Annotated in this window: 26 protein-coding genes and 1 pseudogene; 2 read left to right on the top strand and 25 right to left on the bottom strand. The window is 58.7% G+C overall.

Annotation, left to right across the window (positions count from 1 at the left end; genetic code table 11):
• Window positions 1-4: 4 nt before the first annotated feature.
• Together ACUN0E_RS21685 and ACUN0E_RS21680 are read right to left on the bottom strand one after the other, a co-directional pair.
• Window positions 5-2,226: pseudogene (locus tag ACUN0E_RS21685) on the bottom strand (cytochrome c biogenesis protein ResB).
• A gap of 205 nt (window positions 2,227-2,431) precedes the next feature.
• Window positions 2,432-3,085: a c-type cytochrome gene (locus tag ACUN0E_RS21680; protein ID WP_408236148.1), complete on the bottom strand. Its 654-nt coding sequence runs from the start codon at window positions 3,083-3,085 to the stop codon at window positions 2,432-2,434.
• A 216-nt stretch (window positions 3,086-3,301) separates the two neighbouring features.
• Here ACUN0E_RS21680 and yihA point away from each other — a divergent pair, with 216 nt between their 5' ends.
• Both yihA and hemB read left to right on the top strand, forming a co-directional pair.
• Window positions 3,302-3,955: a ribosome biogenesis GTP-binding protein YihA/YsxC gene (gene yihA, locus ACUN0E_RS21675; RefSeq protein ID WP_408236127.1), complete on the top strand. Its 654-nt coding sequence runs from the start codon at window positions 3,302-3,304 to the stop codon at window positions 3,953-3,955.
• 251 nt (window positions 3,956-4,206) lie between these two features.
• Window positions 4,207-5,205: a porphobilinogen synthase gene (gene hemB, locus ACUN0E_RS21670; RefSeq protein WP_408236130.1), complete on the top strand. Its 999-nt coding sequence runs from the start codon at window positions 4,207-4,209 to the stop codon at window positions 5,203-5,205.
• Between the two features lie 123 nt (window positions 5,206-5,328).
• Here the strand turns inward: hemB and dsbD are convergent, their stop codons facing one another.
• The 23 genes from dsbD to rplP form a co-directional block, all read right to left on the bottom strand.
• Window positions 5,329-7,191: a protein-disulfide reductase DsbD gene (gene dsbD, locus ACUN0E_RS21665; RefSeq protein WP_445567915.1), complete on the bottom strand. Its 1,863-nt coding sequence runs from the start codon at window positions 7,189-7,191 to the stop codon at window positions 5,329-5,331.
• The gene (gene cutA / locus ACUN0E_RS21660; RefSeq protein WP_445567914.1) at window positions 7,184-7,516 is read right to left on the bottom strand and encodes a divalent-cation tolerance protein CutA; all 333 of its coding nucleotides are present in this window, start codon (window positions 7,514-7,516) and stop codon (window positions 7,184-7,186) included. The genes dsbD and cutA overlap by 8 nt, the downstream gene beginning before the upstream one ends.
• A 184-nt stretch (window positions 7,517-7,700) precedes the next feature.
• Window positions 7,701-8,093 carry a 50S ribosomal protein L17 gene (gene rplQ, locus ACUN0E_RS21655; protein WP_006052227.1) on the bottom strand — a complete coding sequence of 131 codons (393 nt, stop codon included), beginning with the start codon at window positions 8,091-8,093 and terminating at the stop codon, window positions 7,701-7,703.
• Window positions 8,094-8,274: 181 nt separating this feature from the next.
• Window positions 8,275-9,252, bottom strand: coding sequence for a DNA-directed RNA polymerase subunit alpha (locus ACUN0E_RS21650; protein ID WP_006052226.1), 978 nt, complete (start codon window positions 9,250-9,252; stop codon window positions 8,275-8,277).
• A 124-nt stretch (window positions 9,253-9,376) separates the two neighbouring features.
• Window positions 9,377-10,000, bottom strand: a complete 624-nt coding sequence (gene rpsD, locus ACUN0E_RS21645) for a 30S ribosomal protein S4 (protein ID WP_007180123.1) — start codon at window positions 9,998-10,000, stop codon at window positions 9,377-9,379.
• Between the two features lie 157 nt (window positions 10,001-10,157).
• The gene (rpsK, locus tag ACUN0E_RS21640; protein WP_006052224.1) at window positions 10,158-10,562 is read right to left on the bottom strand and encodes a 30S ribosomal protein S11; all 405 of its coding nucleotides are present in this window, start codon (window positions 10,560-10,562) and stop codon (window positions 10,158-10,160) included.
• A 28-nt stretch (window positions 10,563-10,590) separates the two neighbouring features.
• Complete coding sequence (rpsM, locus tag ACUN0E_RS21635; RefSeq protein ID WP_012434566.1) at window positions 10,591-10,956, bottom strand: 30S ribosomal protein S13; 366 nt, start codon at window positions 10,954-10,956, stop codon at window positions 10,591-10,593.
• Between the two features lie 41 nt (window positions 10,957-10,997).
• Window positions 10,998-11,114: a 50S ribosomal protein L36 gene (gene rpmJ, locus ACUN0E_RS21630; protein WP_004199844.1), complete on the bottom strand. Its 117-nt coding sequence runs from the start codon at window positions 11,112-11,114 to the stop codon at window positions 10,998-11,000.
• Between the two features lie 20 nt (window positions 11,115-11,134).
• Window positions 11,135-11,353, bottom strand: coding sequence for a translation initiation factor IF-1 (gene infA, locus ACUN0E_RS21625; protein WP_004521905.1), 219 nt, complete (start codon window positions 11,351-11,353; stop codon window positions 11,135-11,137).
• Between the two features lie 8 nt (window positions 11,354-11,361).
• Window positions 11,362-12,708, bottom strand: coding sequence for a preprotein translocase subunit SecY (gene secY / locus ACUN0E_RS21620; protein ID WP_408241239.1), 1,347 nt, complete (start codon window positions 12,706-12,708; stop codon window positions 11,362-11,364).
• Window positions 12,709-12,754: 46 nt separating this feature from the next.
• On the bottom strand, window positions 12,755-13,189 hold the full coding sequence (gene rplO, locus ACUN0E_RS21615) for a 50S ribosomal protein L15 (RefSeq protein WP_074281990.1): 435 nt from the start codon (window positions 13,187-13,189) through the stop codon (window positions 12,755-12,757).
• Between the two features lie 29 nt (window positions 13,190-13,218).
• Window positions 13,219-13,401, bottom strand: coding sequence for a 50S ribosomal protein L30 (gene rpmD / locus ACUN0E_RS21610; protein ID WP_007180126.1), 183 nt, complete (start codon window positions 13,399-13,401; stop codon window positions 13,219-13,221).
• 10 nt (window positions 13,402-13,411) lie between these two features.
• A complete protein-coding gene (gene rpsE, locus ACUN0E_RS21605) occupies window positions 13,412-13,930 on the bottom strand; it encodes a 30S ribosomal protein S5 (protein ID WP_007180127.1) in 519 nt (172 codons plus the stop codon).
• Between the two features lie 14 nt (window positions 13,931-13,944).
• Window positions 13,945-14,310 carry a 50S ribosomal protein L18 gene (gene rplR / locus ACUN0E_RS21600; RefSeq protein ID WP_102632854.1) on the bottom strand — a complete coding sequence of 122 codons (366 nt, stop codon included), beginning with the start codon at window positions 14,308-14,310 and terminating at the stop codon, window positions 13,945-13,947.
• 12 nt (window positions 14,311-14,322) lie between these two features.
• On the bottom strand, window positions 14,323-14,853 hold the full coding sequence (rplF, locus tag ACUN0E_RS21595) for a 50S ribosomal protein L6 (RefSeq protein WP_370711630.1): 531 nt from the start codon (window positions 14,851-14,853) through the stop codon (window positions 14,323-14,325).
• A gap of 18 nt (window positions 14,854-14,871) precedes the next feature.
• Window positions 14,872-15,267, bottom strand: a complete 396-nt coding sequence (gene rpsH / locus ACUN0E_RS21590; protein WP_006052216.1) for a 30S ribosomal protein S8 — start codon at window positions 15,265-15,267, stop codon at window positions 14,872-14,874.
• Window positions 15,268-15,281: 14 nt separating this feature from the next.
• Window positions 15,282-15,587: a 30S ribosomal protein S14 gene (gene rpsN / locus ACUN0E_RS21585; RefSeq protein WP_120289167.1), complete on the bottom strand. Its 306-nt coding sequence runs from the start codon at window positions 15,585-15,587 to the stop codon at window positions 15,282-15,284.
• A gap of 7 nt (window positions 15,588-15,594) precedes the next feature.
• The gene (rplE, locus tag ACUN0E_RS21580) at window positions 15,595-16,134 is read right to left on the bottom strand and encodes a 50S ribosomal protein L5 (protein ID WP_091019622.1); all 540 of its coding nucleotides are present in this window, start codon (window positions 16,132-16,134) and stop codon (window positions 15,595-15,597) included.
• 17 nt (window positions 16,135-16,151) lie between these two features.
• Window positions 16,152-16,460 carry a 50S ribosomal protein L24 gene (gene rplX, locus ACUN0E_RS21575; protein ID WP_408241244.1) on the bottom strand — a complete coding sequence of 103 codons (309 nt, stop codon included), beginning with the start codon at window positions 16,458-16,460 and terminating at the stop codon, window positions 16,152-16,154.
• A gap of 9 nt (window positions 16,461-16,469) precedes the next feature.
• Window positions 16,470-16,838, bottom strand: a complete 369-nt coding sequence (rplN, locus tag ACUN0E_RS21570; RefSeq protein WP_006052212.1) for a 50S ribosomal protein L14 — start codon at window positions 16,836-16,838, stop codon at window positions 16,470-16,472.
• A 290-nt stretch (window positions 16,839-17,128) separates the two neighbouring features.
• Window positions 17,129-17,401, bottom strand: a complete 273-nt coding sequence (gene rpsQ, locus ACUN0E_RS21565; RefSeq protein WP_408241246.1) for a 30S ribosomal protein S17 — start codon at window positions 17,399-17,401, stop codon at window positions 17,129-17,131.
• Window positions 17,398-17,592, bottom strand: a complete 195-nt coding sequence (gene rpmC / locus ACUN0E_RS21560) for a 50S ribosomal protein L29 (RefSeq protein WP_007180130.1) — start codon at window positions 17,590-17,592, stop codon at window positions 17,398-17,400. Before rpmC ends, rpsQ begins: the two co-directional genes overlap by 4 nt.
• A gap of 10 nt (window positions 17,593-17,602) precedes the next feature.
• Window positions 17,603-18,019 carry a 50S ribosomal protein L16 gene (rplP, locus tag ACUN0E_RS21555; protein ID WP_007180131.1) on the bottom strand — a complete coding sequence of 139 codons (417 nt, stop codon included), beginning with the start codon at window positions 18,017-18,019 and terminating at the stop codon, window positions 17,603-17,605.

Below are 18,019 nucleotides of genomic sequence, written 5' to 3'. Positions count from 1 at the left end.
GATCTTACCGGGTCGAATCTTGTGAGCTTGCGGACGGCGCGCCGGCATTGCCGGGTTTGTCGGAGGCGCCGGCGGCGTCGGATGCTTCTGTGAGTTTGGCGCCCAGCGCGGCGCCTACAGCGTCGCGCGTTTGGACGAACTCCTTTTCAAAATCGAGCGTTTTGCGCGCACTCGACATCGCCATCACGACATTCGTGCCGTGATCGGTATCTTTGAGCCAGAACCAGAGGCGCCGTTCGCGGACGTAGAACATCGAAAAGATGCCTAACACGAGAAGCAGGCTGCCAAGATACACGACTTTTTTGCCCGGCGCGCGCGTCAACTGAAATACCGAAGCTTGCACCTGCTTGAAGGAGTCGAGCTGCAAGTAGACCGGCGATCCATACAAAAAGCTGTCGGATATCGCATTGATCGAGCTTTGGATGAAACGGCTGGCGTCCGCGCTGGCCTGCGCATCCGGTTCGCCCAGCTGCTCACGCGACAGTTGCCACAGGTCCCAGGTCGCGCCTTCCAGCATACGCAGGAGCAGACCAGCGGCCTTTTCCTGCTCGCCCTTAGGCACCGAATGGTCGATGAAACCGGCAATTGCCTGGAAGCCGCCGACCGTCTGGCCATTCGGCATCTTGATACTGTTGTCCGCACCGGCAAACAGGGTCAGGACACGCAAGGCGCTTTCTTCCAGATGCTGTTGCAGTTCGGTATTCGAACCCGGCACCGAGCGCAGCGCGAAGCGGTGGGCGGCCGTTGCGCGCGTGGCCGGATTCTCAAGCGTGGCGCGCAGGTTCATCCACTCCTTGACGGTACCGCCGGTGTCGGCGGGAATACGCAAGTAGCGGAACGGGTCGTCCGGATTCAGGCGCATGCCGGCGAGGAACATCTTTTCGCCGGCTACGTCCACCGGCAGCATGTAGTTGTTGTACTCGCGCGCCTGGCCGTCCTTGTCACGCACCTTGTACTGAACCGACGGGCCGACGTTATGCAGATCGAGCGGTTTCGAGGTCTTCGCGCCCGAGCCGAGGCGCTCGTCGAACGCTTCTTTCAGTGTTCGATGTGCAGCGACGCCACGGGCATCGGTCTGGCCGCTGCCGTTTGAGACGTTTTCGACGTTGATCGCGCGGAAATCGGTGAATTCAACGGTCTGGCCATCCGCCAGCGGCGAGGCCGTGCTCAACGGCGCATTGCCGCCGATCGTGCCGCCGAACGGCGCGGTCTTCGCACTCGCGCCGGACATCGGGTACGCGGTCATCTGCATCTGCGAGCCGCCATCCTGGAAGCTCGACTGATAAATCGACACGCCGTCGTAGGTGAATGGCTTGTTCACTTCGACCCGCGCCGGCACGCGTGCGCCGGTCTTATGGTCGACCACGACGATGTCGCTCGCGAACAGTTTCGGCATGCCGGTCGAGTAATAGTCGACGATGAACTTGTTGAGCTCGATCGAGAACGGCAGGTCCTGGATCAGCGAGCCGTCCGGCTGGTTAAGGATCGCCGTCGATACATGCTGCCCCTCCGGCACCCACGCATAACCGCGGAAAGTCGGGTTCGATTGCGACATGCGATGTTCAGGCGGAATGTCGTTGATGACCGTGTTGGCGCGGATCGGCGACTTATCGAACAGCCACATTTGCAGCTTGATCGGCAGATTGCTATCGAGCAGACCACCCAGACAGATCACCACGATCGCAATGTGCGCGGAGATGTAGCCGAATTTGGTCAACGCGCCGCGCTTGGCGGCAATCAGCGTGGCACCGTCCGACTCACGTGTGACGAACTTGTAGCCGAACTTGGCCGAGAGCCGCGCAAGCACCGCCGAGGTCTCCGCGCGCGTGCCGTGCACCGCGAACTCGCCCTTGTGATGAAACGCGCGCAAGCTGCCTTCGCGAACCTTGTCCTTCCAGCTCTTGGCGTCCGCGACCATTTTTGGCGCATTGCGGATCACGCACAGCGACACCGACACCATCAGGAAGCCGAGAATCAGCATGAACCACCACGAGCTGTACACCGTGTACAGACTCAGCGAGCGGAAGATGTCCGCCCAGAACGGGCCGAACTGATTGACGTAGTTGGATAGGGGTCGTCCTGCGTGAGGACGGTGCCGATGATGCTGGCGATCGACAGAATCACGAGCAGCGCGATGGCGAAACGCATCGAACTCAATACTTCGATGACGCTGCGCGTGGTGCGATTGCCTGACTTCGACTGCAAACCCGACGTGGTGACGCTCATTCATACTCCGACTGAACAGCAAAAAAGGGTGAAGGGCTGTCGTAGGCACGACGCCCCCACCCTTTTCTTGTTTTGCACCGGCCTCGCGGGGCCAGTTGCACTTGTGTGCGGACTCACTCGTGAGAAAACGCCGGGCCGCCCCAGGTTTTCTCGCCCCCTCAGGGGGCCTGACGCGAAGCGACAGGTTCCCTGAGGGGGCTCTATCTTAGTGCAAGCCCGCGATGTAATCAGCTACAGCCTTGATCTCACTGTCCGATAGACGCGTCGCAATTGCATGCATCGCCTCATTGTTATTACGTGCGCCGGGACCTTGTGTGAACGCGGTCAACTGCGCCACCGTGTATTCGGCCCACTGCCCCGACAGACGCGGATACTGCGACGGAATCCCCTGGCCGGTCGGCCCGTGGCAGCTTGCGCACGCCGGCACACCCTTGTCCGCAATGCCGCCGCGATAAATCTTCTGACCGAGCGGCACGGTATCTTTGTTATGCGCGTAGCCTGGCTTCGGGGTCTGCGTCGAAAAATAGGCAGCCACGTTGACCACGTCCTGATCGGACAGCGCCGCGGCCATGCCCGCCATGATCGCATTGTTGCGCGCGGGCTGTTTGGCGCCAGGCTGCGTCTTGAAATCCATGAGCTGTTTGACGATGTACTCTGGATGCTGGCCCGCCAGCTTCGGATAGGCACCGCCGGCACTATTGCCGTCTGCACCGTGACATGACGCGCAAACCTGCACTGCGATTGCCTGCCCCCGATTGACGTCCGGCTTTGCCGGATCTGCTGCTCGTGCCTGAATTGCCAAACCTGAAAGACCTGCCGCTACTTGAAACACCATCAGAGCCTTGCACAGTCGATTCATTCGCACACCCTGTCTCGTCTTGTGGGATTTTAGAGGTTTTGCAAGATACGACAGCGACTGAGTGACCGCAAAGAGCCGCCAAGGCACGCGGGCTGGCCCCCTCAGGTTTTCAGTAAACCATCGTATTGTACAATAACTCGCTAATCGCTAAGACGCCAGTCGGGCTTGACCCGTCCCCACTCCGGGTTCCCCGGCGTCTCGAATCCTGGCCTGATCATGTCCTTCCTGCTCCACCAATCCCGCTTTTTCACGACAGTCAATCATCTGCGTGATCTGCCGGCCACCGCGCAACCTGAGATCTGCTTTGCCGGACGCTCAAATGCGGGCAAGTCGACGGCTATCAATATTCTGTGCAATCAGAAGCGCCTCGCGTTCGCCAGTAAGACGCCTGGCCGCACGCAGCACATCAATTACTTCTCGGTGGGAAAGGCGGACGAGCCGACTGCGCACCTGGTCGACCTGCCGGGCTACGGTTATGCGGAAGTGCCGGGTGCAGCCAAGGCCCATTGGGAAGCGCTGCTCTCAACCTACCTGCAGTCGCGCTCGCAACTGCGCGGCATGATCCTGATGATGGACTCGCGCCGCCCGCTGACGGATCTGGACCGGCGGATGATCGAGTGGTTCGCGCCAACCGGCAAGCCGATTCATACGCTGCTAACCAAGTGCGACAAATTGACGCGCCAGGAAAGCATCAACGCCTTGCGTGCAACGCAGAAGGGTTTGGCTGAATATCGCACCGCCGGCTATCAGGGCGAGTTGACCGCACAGCTGTTCTCGGCGCTCAAACGCGTCGGCATCGAGGAAGCACATGAGCTGATCGAAAGCTGGCTGATCCCCGACACAAAGGGCGAAACAGACGCCCCGCAGTAACCGCGCGGCTTGTACAAGCCAAGGCAAAAGCGCCTTTTCGTCCGCCCATAAAAAAACCCGCCGCTTTAACGGCGGGTCAAACAGCCTAATCGAAACAAACGACAGGCACCCGCTCAGGGAGGAGAAGCGGGGAGGTCAGCGCAGGGCGCCTTGCTCGATCGGTATGATATACCATTGTCTCGAAAAGTTTCCGGGAGCGGAGGCAGGCGTTACTTGTCCACTCCACACATCCACGTTTCTTCGATTCGTTTATGAGCTTCTACCCGCACTACCGTCCCCGCCGCATGCGCCGTGACGACTTCTCGCGCCGTCTGATGCGAGAAAACATTCTCACCACCAACGATCTGATCTATCCCGTGTTCATCGTCGAAGGCACCAACGTGCGGCAAGCCGTACCGTCGATGCCGGGCGTCGAGCGCGTGTCGGTGGATCTGCTGATGGGCGTGGCCGAGCAATGCATCGAGTTGGGCGTGCCGGTGCTGTCGCTTTTTCCCGCAATCGAACCGTCCTTGAAGACGCCTGATGGCCGCGAAGCGACCAACGCAGCCGGCCTGATCCCGCGCGCGGTTCGCGAACTGAAAAAGAACTTTCCCGACCTTGGCGTGCTTACGGACGTCGCGCTCGATCCGTACACGAGCCACGGCCAGGATGGCGTACTCGACGAAAACGGCTATGTGATCAACGACGAGACCGTCGATATCCTCGTCGAACAGGCGCGCGCGCAGGCTGAAGCGGGCGTCGATATCGTCGCGCCCTCGGACATGATGGACGGCCGCATCGGCGCGATCCGCGAAATGCTCGAGAGCGAGGATCATGTCCACACGCGCATCATGGCTTACGCGGCCAAGTTCGCGTCGGCGTTTTACGGCCCGTTCCGCGACGCTGTTGGTTCCGCAACGAACCTCGGCAAGAGCAACAAGATGACCTACCAGATGGATCCAGCCAATTCGGACGAAGCGCTGCGCGAAGTGCAAGCGGACATCGAGGAAGGCGCAGATATGGTGATGGTCAAGCCGGGTATGCCGTATCTGGACATCGTGCGTCGCGTGAAAGACGAGTTCAAGTTCCCGACTTACGTCTATCAGGTGAGCGGCGAATACGCGATGCTCAAGGCCGCCGCACAGAACGGCTGGCTCGATCACGACAAGGCGATGATGGAATCGCTGCTGGCATTCAAGCGGGCAGGCGCGGATGGCGTGCTGACCTACTTCGCGCTGGATGCCGCGCGAATTCTGCGCTCGCAGAAGTGATTTGACCGACGCCTTGCCTTGGCGAGCGGCGTCAGTCTGAATGCTCGAGAAAAAACGGAGGCGGACTTTTCAGTCCCGCCTCCGTTTTTTTATGCAACCCCTGCAGCAGAACCGGACCACCGGTTACGCCCCGGGCGCACTCGCGCGATCGAGGCTGCGCAAAAACTTGTCAGCGGACTCGTATCCGACGACGCGCAACACCTCCTTGCCGCCTTGATCGAAGAAGATGATGCCAGGCGGCCCGAACAGGCTGAAACGCTTGAGGAGCATTTGATCGTCGGCGTTATTCGCAGTGACGTCGGCGCGCAGTAGGTTCATCTGCTTCAACTTCGCCTTGACACGCGGATCGCTGAATGTGAATTTCTCCATTTCTTTGCAGCTCACGCACCAGTCTGCATAAAAATCAAGCATAGCGGGTTGTGCGGCCGTTTTGACGGCCTCGTCGAGCTCGGTCGAGGAACGAACCGAGGCGAACGTCAGGTCGCTCTGTGGCGCTGCATTCGGCGTATTGGAGGCGTTTGCCACGCTAGCCTCACCACCAGCGCGCGCGGCCAGGACAGCCAGCGGACGCAGCGGATCGGAGGAGCCCGCAGCCAGGCCCACCAGCAGCACCGCAGCCCAGATTGCCAGCGCCGCACCGATACCACGGCCGAGCCGACGCCACACTGAAGCGTTCACAGCCGGCGCCGAGAAAAGACCGAGTCCAGCTGCGGCGATCAGCAACCACAACGCGCTCAACAGCATTGTCGGTGTCGCGCCGAGCACCGGCCAGACGATCCACAGGGCCGCCGCAAGCAGCACCACGCCAAAAAACACCTTGACGCCATCCATCCATGCACCGGCGCGCGGCAGCAAGGTACCGGCGCCAAGACCGATGATCAGGAGCGGCACGCCGAGACCGAGTCCCATCGAGAACAGCGCCGCGCCGCCGAGCAACGCGTCGCCCGTATGCGCGATGAAGGCCAGCACGGCAAAGAGCGGCGCGGTCATGCAGGCGCCCACCACTAACGCGGAGAGCGCGCCCATGACGGCCACCGCGGCAAACTTGCCGCCGGAACGCCCGCTCGATGCACGCGACACGCCCTCCTGCCAGCGCTGCGGCAACGCGATATCGAAGCCCGCGATCAGGGCCAGCGCAAAAACAGTCAACAGTACGCCGAACGTCCCGAGCACCCACGGGTTCTGCAGCCACGCGCCGAGACTCTGGCCAACGAGCGCCGCCGCAATGCCAAGCGCCGTGTACACGAGCGCCATACCGATCACGTACGCCAGCGACAATGCAAAGCCGCGGGCACGCGTCACCCGCGCGCCTTCGCCGATGATGATCGCGGAGAGGATGGGAATCATCGGATACGAGCACGGCAGCAGACTGAGCACGGCGCCGGCCACGAAATAGAGCCCGATGATTGCGAAGAAGCCGCCGCCTTGCAGTAGCGACTGCGCATAGTCGGCGCTGGTGGCGCGTTCATACCACGACGCACCGGCCGCCGCGGATTGCTGCGTGGTGGCAGCGGCGGCCGGCTGCAACGCCTCACCGCTCACGCGGTACACGCGCTCCATCGGCGGGTAGCAGATGCCGGCATCGGCGCAGCCTTGAGACGTGACAGCGAGATCGAACGGCCCAGACGCCTGCTTGACGGGAATACGGATCGTCAGCTCATTGCGATAGGTTTCGACGTTCTTGTTGAAGGTCTGATCGAACTTGACGTGGCCTGCCGGCAATTGTGCTTCGCCGATCGTCGCCGTACCGTTACGGGTCGCGAACGCGAAGCGCTCGCGGTACATGTAGTAACCGTCCGCGATCTTGTATGTGACGTCGACTTCGCCCGGTTTTTCGGTCGCGCTGAATTTGAACGCGACGGCGGGATCGAGGAAGTCGTCCGCAGCGCGAGCAAGCGTGCCGAGCTGCGCAAAGATCAGGCAGCCAAGCAGTAAAAGGACTGTGCGCAGTGCATTGCGTGCGCGTCGGTTGGAGCCGTTAAACATGGAGAGGGCGTTGGGTTTCAGCAGTGACCCACTGGCCGTACGCGGCGGATGCCGTAGCTTGCCACGAGAGGATTTCCGGCGTGTCGTAGGGATGGTGCGCCTGAATGTACTGCTCGAGTTCCAGCGCGCGTGCGCCGCTTGTCTTGAACAGTAACTGAATCTCCTGCGCCACTTCGATCGCGCACTGCCAGTGATAGCTGGACTGCACAGCGCCCAATTGCGTGACGCAGGCGCATAAGCGCGCGGCCAACGCGTCCGCGGCGAGCTTCTGAGCAACGGCCGCATCAGGTACCGTCGTCAGAATCAAGGTCACATTCACGCTCACAAAGGCTCCGGACAGGCACGATTCAAGTGCCGATATCGTATCACCTAGCCTTGCGATGCCGCTGAGGCACCCGCGGCGAGGATGCGGCATTTAGCCGCTGCATTTGAGTTGCAGCGATGAAATCCGCCGCTACAAACAAAAAAGCCAGGCTTGGTGCCTGGCTTTTTCTTCGATGCTAAAAAGCTTACTCAGCTTCTTGCACTTCAACTTCTTCGACTTCCGGACGGTCCAGCAATTCGACCAGTGCCATCGGTGCGTTGTCGCCGACGCGGAAGCCGAACTTCAGGACGCGCAGGTAGCCGCCCGGACGGGTAGCGTAACGCGGGCCGAGAACTTCGAACAGCTTCGTGACCGAGTCACGATCGCGCAGGCGGTTGAACGCCAGACGACGATTTGCCAGCGACGGCTTCTTGCCGAGCGTGATCAGCGGCTCGACGACTTTACGGAGTTCTTTCGCCTTCGGCAGCGTCGTCTTGATGACTTCGTGCTCGATCAACGAGTTGGACATGTTACGGAGCATTGCCAGACGGTGGCTGCTCGTGCGGTTCAGTTTCCGCAAACCATGACGGTGACGCATGTTAATTCCTTTGATTCAAAGTTTTGGTCCAGCTCTTCTATCGCGCTCGATCTTCCATCGGCTTCCCAACGGTAGCGAGTGCGCGGGCCGGTAGTGAAAAAAGACAAGACGCGGATTTTAAAGGAAAATCCGCATCTTTGCCAGTGCAGCGGTGGGTCTTATCCCGAGATTACTTCTCGACTTACTTGTCCAATCCTGCCGGCGGCCAGTTTTCGAGTTTCATGCCGAGCGTCAAACCACGCGACGCCAGTACTTCCTTGATTTCGTTCAACGACTTGCGCCCCAGATTCGGGGTCTTGAGCAACTCGTTTTCCGTGCGCTGGATCAGGTCGCCGATGTAGTAAATGTTCTCGGCCTTCAGGCAGTTCGCGGAACGAACCGTCAGTTCGAGATCATCAACCGGACGCAGCAGGATCGGATCGATCTGCGGCGCACGCGACGGAGCTTCCGCCGTTGCTTCGGTGCCTTCCAGTGCAGCGAACACCGACAGTTGATCAACCAGAATACGCGCCGATTGACGGATCGCTTCTTCCGGTGAGATCACACCGTTGGTCTCGATGTTCATCACGAGTTTGTCGAGGTCGGTACGTTGTTCGACGCGCGCGCTTTCCACGGCATAGCTCACGCGGCGAACCGGCGAGAACGACGCGTCCAGCACGATACGGCCGATGATCTTGGCCGACTCTTCGCCGTAACGACGCACGTTACCCGGTACATAACCACGGCCCTTTTCGACCTTGATCTGCACGTCGAGCTTACCGCCCTTCGACAGATGCGCAATCACGTGATCCGGGTTGATCACTTCGCAATCGTGCGCGAGTTCGATGTCGCCAGCGGTGACAACGCCTTCGCCTTCCTTGCGCAGCGTAACCGTCACTTCGTCACGGTTATGCAGCTTGAACACCACGCCCTTCAGGTTCAACAACAGGTTGACCACATCCTCTTGCACACCGTCGAGCGTCGAATACTCATGTACGACGCCTGCGATCGTCACTTCGGTCGGCGCGTAGCCGATCATTGACGACAGCAGCACGCGCCGAAGCGCGTTACCCAAGGTGTGGCCGTAACCGCGTTCAAACGGTTCCATGACCACTTTCGCGTGGCTCTCACCAAGCGATTCAACTGCGATGATCTTGGGCTTCAACAAACTGGTTTGCATAGGTTTTCCTTTTCAATACCCTCGGCTCGTTACACCGATAAGGCTGACCGGTAACAACCTGAAAATAAACAGCCGAGACGCCCCCTTGCGCAACGCAATCGGGGTGCCCCGGCCATTAATCCGATTACCGCGAATACAATTCGACGATCAGGCTTTCGTTGATATCGCCAGCGATGTCGCTGCGTTCCGGCTTCTGCTTGAACGTGCCTTCGAACTTCTTCGAATCGACGGCGACCCAACTCGGCAGACCACCTTGCTCAGCCAGCGACAGCGCTTCGAGAATACGCGCCTGCTTCTTCTTTTGTTCGCGCACTGCGACGACGTCGCCCGCCTTCACTTGCATCGACGGAATGTTCGACACAACGCCGTTCACCGTGATCGCCTTGTGGCTCACGAGCTGACGCGCTTCAGCACGCGTCGAGCCGAAGCCCATGCGATACACGACGTTGTCGAGACGCGATTCGAGCAATTGCAGCAGGTTTTCACCCGTGTTGCCCTTCAGGCGGTCGGCTTCAGCGAAGTAACGGCGGAATTGACGCTCGAGGACGCCATAGATGCGCTTCACTTTTTGCTTTTCGCGCAGCTGCGTGCCGTAGTCGGACGTACGTGCACCCGACGTGCGGCCGTGTTGGCCAGGCTTGCTGTCAAGTTTGCACTTGTCGGCGAGCGAACGACGGGCGCTCTTCAGGAAGAGGTCAGTGCCTTCACGGCGGGACAGCTTGGCCTTAGGGCCGATATAACGTGCCACGTTGATTCCTTCTATGATTAATCACACGAATGCATGCATTCGCGCTAGTCCGAGCCCTTTGGGTCGAACGGTGGGCTTAGTCAATTCAATAGCGCAAGCAGCCTGTGGTCGCCGGCTTACAACCCCGGCGGCAACAGGCGCTAGCGAAAACAGCGTCTTAGATACGACGACGCTTCGGCGGACGGCAGCCGTTGTGCGGGACCGGCGTCACGTCGGAGATCGCGGTGATCTTGATACCAAGACCATGCAACGCGCGCACCGCCGATTCACGGCCAGGACCGGGGCCCTTGATCCGCACTTCGAGGTTCTTCACGCCGTATTCCATCGCCACGCGGCCAGCCGATTCGGCCGCCACCTGAGCTGCAAACGGGGTCGATTTACGCGAACCCTTGAAGCCCTGACCACCCGACGTTGCCCAAGCAAGTGCATTGCCTTGACGATCGGTGATCGTGATGATGGTGTTGTTGAACGACGCGTGAACGTGAACCACGCCCTCGGCGACGTTCTTCTTGACCTTCTTGCGAACGCGTTGCGCCGCGGAGTTGTTCGAAGCCTTAGCCATTACGTTTTCCTGTAACTGTCAGTTCCGCTTACTTCTTCAGCGATTGCGCTGCACGACGCGGACCCTTGCGCGTACGGGCATTCGTACGCGTGCGTTGGCCACGCAGGGGCAAGCCCTTGCGATGACGCACGCCACGGTAGCAGCCGAGATCCATCAGGCGCTTAATGTTCATCGTCGTTTCACGGCGCAGATCGCCTTCAACGATGAACTTGCCGACTTCTTCACGCAGCTTTTCGAGGTCTGCGTCGTTCAGGTCCTTGACCTTCTTCGAAAATGCCACACCAGCAGCGACGCAAATGTCGCGCGAGCGCGTGCGGCCTACACCGTAAATAGCCGTCAGGCCGATTTCGGTATGCTGGTGATTCGGGATGTTAACCCCTGCGATACGAGCCATTGTTTTTCCTCAAACAAAAAGCGCAGCAAAAAGCGCGGCGTTCAGCCTTGACGCTGTTTGTGGCGCGGATCAGAGCTGCAAATCACGCGCACAACGCCTTTGCGCTTGATGATCTTGCAATTGCGGCAAATGCGCTTAACCGATGCCATCACTTTCATGATATTACCCTTTTTTCAAATCACTTCGCCCGGAACACGATCCGCGCACGCGACAGATCGTAAGGCGTCAATTCAACCGTTACCTTGTCGCCCGGCAAGATTCGGATGTAGTGCATCCGCATCTTGCCGGATATGTGTCCCAATACGACATGGCCGTTTTCCAGCTTCACCCTAAAGGTAGCGTTAGGCAGGTTTTCGATGACTTCACCCTGCATCTGGATAACATCGTCTTTGGCCATAAGTCCTTTCAACGCATCGGGACGCCGCCGCCTTTGAAATTAGCTTTCTTCAGCAGCGATTCATACTGTTGCGACATAACGTACGACTGCACCTGCGCCATGAAATCCATTGTGACGACGACAATGATCAGCAGCGACGTTCCACCAAAATAAAACGGCACGTTCCAGCGCAGTACCAAAAATTCAGGCAGCAGACAAACAAACACGATGTAGATCGCACCAGCCAGCGTCAGACGCGTCAGGATGCGGTCGATGTACCGCGCGGTTTGATCGCCCGGGCGGATGCCTGGGACGAAAGCGCCACTCTTTTTCAGGTTGTCGGCCGTTTCCCTGCTGTTGAACACCAGTGCGGTGTAGAAGAAGCAGAAGAAGACGATCGCCAACGCGTACAGCAACACGTACACGGGTTGACCGGGCTTAAGAGCTTCGGCCACGTTATGCAACGTGTCTGCGAACCAGCTGGCACGCGACCCCGAACTAAACCAGTTCAGGATGGTTGCCGGGAAGAGAATGATCGACGATGCAAAGATCGGCGGAATCACGCCCGACATATTCAACTTCAGCGGCAAATGCGAAGACTGACCGCCGTAAATCTTGTTACCGACTTGCCGCTTGGCGTAATTCACAAGAATCTTGCGCTGGCCGCGTTCAATGAACACCACCAGATACGTCACACCGGCAATCAGCGCGACCACGATAATCGCCGAGATGATGCTCATCGAGCCGGTTCGCACCAATTCGAAAAGACCACCGATTGCGTTCGGGAAACCCGCCGCAATACCGCCGAAAATGATGATCGAGATACCGTTGCCAAGCCCGCGTTCCGTGATCTGCTCACCCAGCCACATCAGGAACATCGTGCCGGTCACCAGCGTCACGACCGTCGTCAACCGAAATACCATTCCCGGATCGATCACCAGGCCCGGCTGATTTTCCAGTGCGACGGCAATGCCGAACGCCTGGAACGTCGCCAGCAGGACCGTAAAGATACGCGTGTACTGCGTAATCTTCCGTTGACCCGCCTGCCCTTCCTTTTTCAGCGCTTCCAGTTGCGGCGAGACAATCGCCAGCAACTGCATGATGATCGACGCCGAAATGTACGGCATGATCCCAAGCGCAAAAATCGTGAACCGCGAAAGCGCGCCACCCGAGAACATGTTGAACATGCCAAGGATGCCGCCCGACTGGCTTTGGAACAACTTTGCCAGTTGGTCCGGGTCAATACCCGGCACCGGAATGTGCGCGCCGATACGGTAGACGACCAACGCCAGCAGCAGGAACACTGCACGCCGACGCAGATCGCCAAATTTCGCCGCGCTGCGACCGGGTTTTGCGAGACTCGGACTGTTAGCCAAGTACCTTCTCCGATGCAAATGCTAGTGACGGCAAATAACTTGCTCGTTACTCGGCAAAAGAGCCGCCTGCTGCTTCAATAGCAGCACGCGCACCCTTCGTCGCACCCAGACCCTTCACAACGACCTTGCGCTTCAGCTCGCCCGTCGCGATGATCTTGGCACTCTTGATCAGCTCGCCGAGCAGGCCGGCTTGCTTCAGAGCCAACAGATCGATTTCGTCGACCGGCAGCTTTTCCAGATCAGAGAGACGCACTTCACCAACGAATTCCTTCGTCAGCGAGGTGAAGCCACGCTTCGGCAGGCGACGCTGCAGCGGCATTTGACCGCCTTCGAAGCCAACCTTGTGAAAGCCGCCCGAACGCGACTTCTGACCTTTGTGACCACGGCCAGCAGTCTTGCCCAGACCGGAGCCGATACCACGGCCGACGCGACGCTTAGCGTGCTTCGAGCCTTCAGCCGGCTTCAGGTTATTCAATTCCATTATCAACTCCTTGAGTCCTGGTCAGCCGCTTAGCTGATGACCTTAACGAGGTACGAAACCTTGTTGATCATGCCGCGCACAGCCGGCGTGTCCTGTAACTCGCTAACCGAGTTGAGTCGGCGCAGGCCCAAGCCACGCACCGTTGCACGGTGCGTTTCACGAGTGCCGATCAGGCTCTTGACGAGCTGGACCTTGACAGTTTTATCAGACATGGTGTCCACCTTAGCCCAGAATATCTTCGACGGACTTGCCGCGCTTCGCCGCGATATCACCCGGCGTCGACTGCTTGCGCAGACCGTCGAGGGTTGCACGAACGAGGTTGTACGGGTTCGTCGAACCGTGGCTCTTAGCAACCACGTTTTGCACGCCCATCACGTCGAACACTGCGCGCATCGGGCCGCCAGCGATCACGCCCGTACCGTCCTTCGCCGGAGCGAGGAGGACTGCGGATGCGCCGTGCTTACCGTGCACTTCGTGTTGCAACGTACCGTTCTTCAGCGGCACCTTGAACATGTTGCGGCGAGCTTGTTCCATTGCCTTTTGAACAGCAACCGGAACTTCCTTCGCTTTGCCCTTGCCCATGCCGATGCGGCCATCACCGTCGCCAACCACGGTCAGTGCGGCGAAACCGAGAATCCGGCCACCCTTCACGACCTTGGTCACGCGGTTGACCGAAATCATTTTTTCACGAAGGCCGTCGTCGCGTTCGTCAGCCTGAACTTTCGCTTGCATCTTTGCCATGACGAATTCTTCCCTTAGAACTTGAGTCCGGCTTCGCGTGCCGCATCAGCCAGCGCTTTCACGCGGCCATGGTAACGGAAACCTGAACGGTCAAAGGCGACGGATTCGATGCCGGCAGCCTTAGCCTTTTCTGCAATGCGCTTACCGATCAGGGTCGCAGCAGCGACGTTGCCGCCCTTGCCCGTCTGATCAGCCAATTGCGCACGCACTTCGGCTTCGAGCGTCGACGCGCTAGCGAGCACCTTGGTGCCACACGGCGAGAACACTTGCGCATAGATGTGCGTGTTCGTGCGATGCACGGCGAGACGCGCGACCTGCAGCTCAGTGATCTTGATACGCGTCTGACGAGCGCGGCGCAGGCGAGATTGAGTCTTATCCATGATTGCGCACCCTTACTTCTTCTTCGTTTCTTTGAGGATCACAACCTCGTTGGCGTAACGCACACCCTTGCCCTTGTAGGGCTCCGGCGGGCGATAGCCGCGCACTTCTGCAGCGACTTGGCCAACTTGTTGCTTATTGATCCCCTTGATCACGATTTCGGTTTGCGTCGGGGTTTCAGCCTTGACGCCTTCCGGCATCTGGTGCACCACGGGGTGCGAGAAACCCAGCGACAGGTTCAGCTTGTCGCCTTGCGCCTGTGCGCGGTAACCGACGCCAACCAGCGTCAGCTTGCGCTCGAAACCCTTCGTCACGCCGTTCACCATGTTCGCAACAAGTGCGCGCATCGTGCCCGACATCGCATTCGCTTCGCGGCTTTCGCCCACCGGCTCGAATTTCAGCGTGCCGTTGTCGTTCACCACCTTCACGAGGCTGTTTGCAGCCTGCGAAATCGTACCCAGCGGGCCCTTGACGGTAATGCGTTCGTCGCTCAGGGCCACTTCTGCGCCTTGCAGCGCGATCGGGCTTTTACCTACTCGAGACATGTTTCTCTCCTTTCGGCCTTAAGCGACGTAGCAGATGACTTCGCCGCCAACGCCCGTTGCACGCGCCTTGCGGTCCGTCATCACGCCCTTCGGCGTCGACACGATTGCCACGCCGAGGCCATTCATGACCACGGGGATGTCGTTACGGCCGCGGTACACACGCAGACCAGGCTTCGAAACGCGTTCAATGCGCTCGATCACCGGACGGCCAGCGTAGTACTTCAACACGATGTTCAATTCAGACTTCGCACCTTCGGACTTCACTGCGAAATCATCGATATAGCCTTCGTCCTTAAGGACCTGCGCAATCGCAACCTTGACTTTCGACGAGGGCATTGTCACCGAAACTTTCTCAACCATCTGCGCATTGCGGATGCGAGTCAGCATATCGGCGATAGGATCACTCATGCTCATTTACGTTTCTCCTATTACCAGCTCGCCTTGGTCAGGCCAGGGATCTCGCCGCGGAACGCGATTTCGCGAATCTTGTTACGCGCCAGCCCGAATTTACGGAACGTGCCACGTGGGCGACCGGTAATTGCACAACGATTGCGCTTACGGGTCGGGTTAGAGTTGCGCGGCAGTTGTTGCAGTTCCAGACGTGCTACGTAATGCTCTTCGTCCGACTTGCTCATATCGCCGATGATCGCTTTCAGCTCAGCACGCTTGGGAGCGTACTTAGCAGCCAGGCGAGCACGCTTCTTTTCACGTTCGATCAGTGCCAGTTTAGCCACGGTAACCTCAGTTTCTGAACGGGAACTTGAAGCTGGCGAGCAGAGCCTTTGCTTCGTCGTCGGTCTTCGCAGTTGTCGTGATGCTGATGTTCAGCCCACGCAGTGCGTCGATCTTGTCATAGTCGATTTCGGGGAAAATGATCTGCTCTTTCACACCGATGTTGTAGTTGCCGCGACCATCGAACGCACGACCCGACACGCCACGGAAGTCACGCACACGGGGGAGCGCAACCGTCACGAAACGGTCCAGAAATTCGTACATTGCCTGACCACGCAACGTGACCATTGCACCGATCGGATAGCCCTGACGGATCTTGAAGCCAGCGATTGCCTTGCGTGCCTTCGTGATCACCGGCTTCTGGCCTGCGATCTTCGTCAGGTCGCCAACGGCGTTTTCGATGATCTTCTTGTCAGCAACCGCTTCGCCAAGGCCCATGTTCAGGGTGATCTTGGTGATGCGCGGCACTTCCATCACGGACTTGTAACCGAACTTCTCAGTGAGGCCGGGTACAACCTTTTCTTTGTAAAACTCTTGCAAACGAGCCATTTTTTTACTCCGCTGCGTCAGGCGCTCAGCACAGCACCGGTCGTCTTAAGGAAACGAACCTTCTTGTCCCCTTCGACCTTGATGCCTACACGCGACGCCTTGCCATTCGCGTCGACCAATGCGACGTTCGAAATTTGCAGCGGCATCGTCTTGGCTTCCACACCGCCCGTCGTACCCTTCATCGGGTTCGGCTTGACGTGCTTCTTGACGAGGTTGATACCCTCGACAATGACTTTGTCTTCGCCAACGGACAGCACGATGCCGCGCTTGCCCTTATCTTTGCCGGTGATGACGATAACTTCGTCACCTTTGCGAATCTTGTTCATCGCGACTCCTTACAGCACTTCAGGTGCCAACGAAACGATCTTCATGAATCGTTCGCTGCGCAACTCGCGCGTAACAGGCCCGAAAATACGGGTGCCAATAGGTTCGAGCTTGGCATTCAACAGCACTGCCGCATTGCCATCGAACTTGATCAGCGAGCCGTCCTGACGGCGCACGCCCTTGGCGGTGCGAACCACCACGGCGTTATAAATTTCGCCTTTCTTTACGCGCCCGCGCGGCGTTGCTTCTTTGACGGTCACCTTGATGATGTCGCCAATGCTGGCATAACGACGCTTCGAGCCGCCGAGCACCTTGATGCACATGACTTCACGCGCACCCGTGTTGTCGGCCACTTCAAGCCGAGTTTCGGTCTGGATCATGGTTTATCTATCCCAACTTAATCCGGTCACACCACCATGGCGTACCCGGTCAGTCTTGGTCCCGTCAGCCAATCGGCTGCTTGGGTATGAACAGCAGCGACGGCAAACGAAACCCGCCATCGCAATCCGGTGAATCCTTCGGAACAGACTGGCGCCTGAACCGCTTCCCCCACCAACTTCGCCCGCGACGGGGCTCCCATAAAAGAGGGAAGACCGAGATTATAACAAATAATCTCGGTCTTGCAAGCGAAACTTACTGCGACTTCAACTACTTCTATAACTTTGCGGCGTCAGATGACGCGAGCAGCCTCGAGCAGGCGAGCCACAACCCAAGCTTTCGTCTTCGAAATCGGACGCGTTTCCTGGATTTCAACGAGGTCGCCCTCGTTGTACGTGTTCGCATCGTCGTGCGCGTGGTACTTCTTCGAACGCACAACGTACTTGCCGTAGATCGGGTGCTTCACGCGGTGCTCAACCAGCACGGTGACCGTCTTGTCCATCTTGTTGCTGACGACCTTGCCGACCAGCGTCCGCTTGAGCGAGGTTTTTACGCTATCGTTCATTTCTGGTTCGCCTTCTCAGTCAGGACGGTCCGCACACGTGCGATGTCGCGACGAACCTTCTTCAGCTGGCTCGTGTTCGTGAGCTGCTGGGTCGCGAGTTGCATGCGCAGGCCGAATTGCGCCTTCAACAGGTCCGACAGCTCCTTGTTGAGCGCGGCCTGATCTTTCTGGTGAAGTTCGGAAGCCTTCATCATTTACTCCTTAGGCGCCGAGCTGACGCACGATAAACGTTGTCTTAAGCGGCAGCTTAGCTGCAGCCAGACGGAACGCTTCGCGTGCCAGCTCTTCGGTTACGCCGTCCATTTCGTACAGCATCTTGCCCGGTTGAATCTCCGCGACGTAGTACTCAGGGTTACCTTTGCCGTTACCCATACGTACTTCAGCCGGCTTGTGCGAGATCGGCTTGTCCGGGAAGATGCGGATCCAGATGCGGCCACCACGCTTGATGTGACGCGTCATTGCACGACGTGCCGCTTCAATCTGGCGCGCGGTCAAGCGACCACGACCGATAGCCTTCAGGCCGAACTCACCGAACGACACCGCGTTGCCGCGGGTAGCGATACCGGTGTTACGACCCTTCTGCTCTTTGCGATACTTTCTGCGTTTCGGTTGCAGCAT

It is taken from the genome of Paraburkholderia sp. D1E (genome assembly GCF_052682275.1).
The sequence above is the reverse complement of the archived record's forward strand: the minus strand, read 5'-3'. Positions and strand labels throughout refer to the sequence as shown.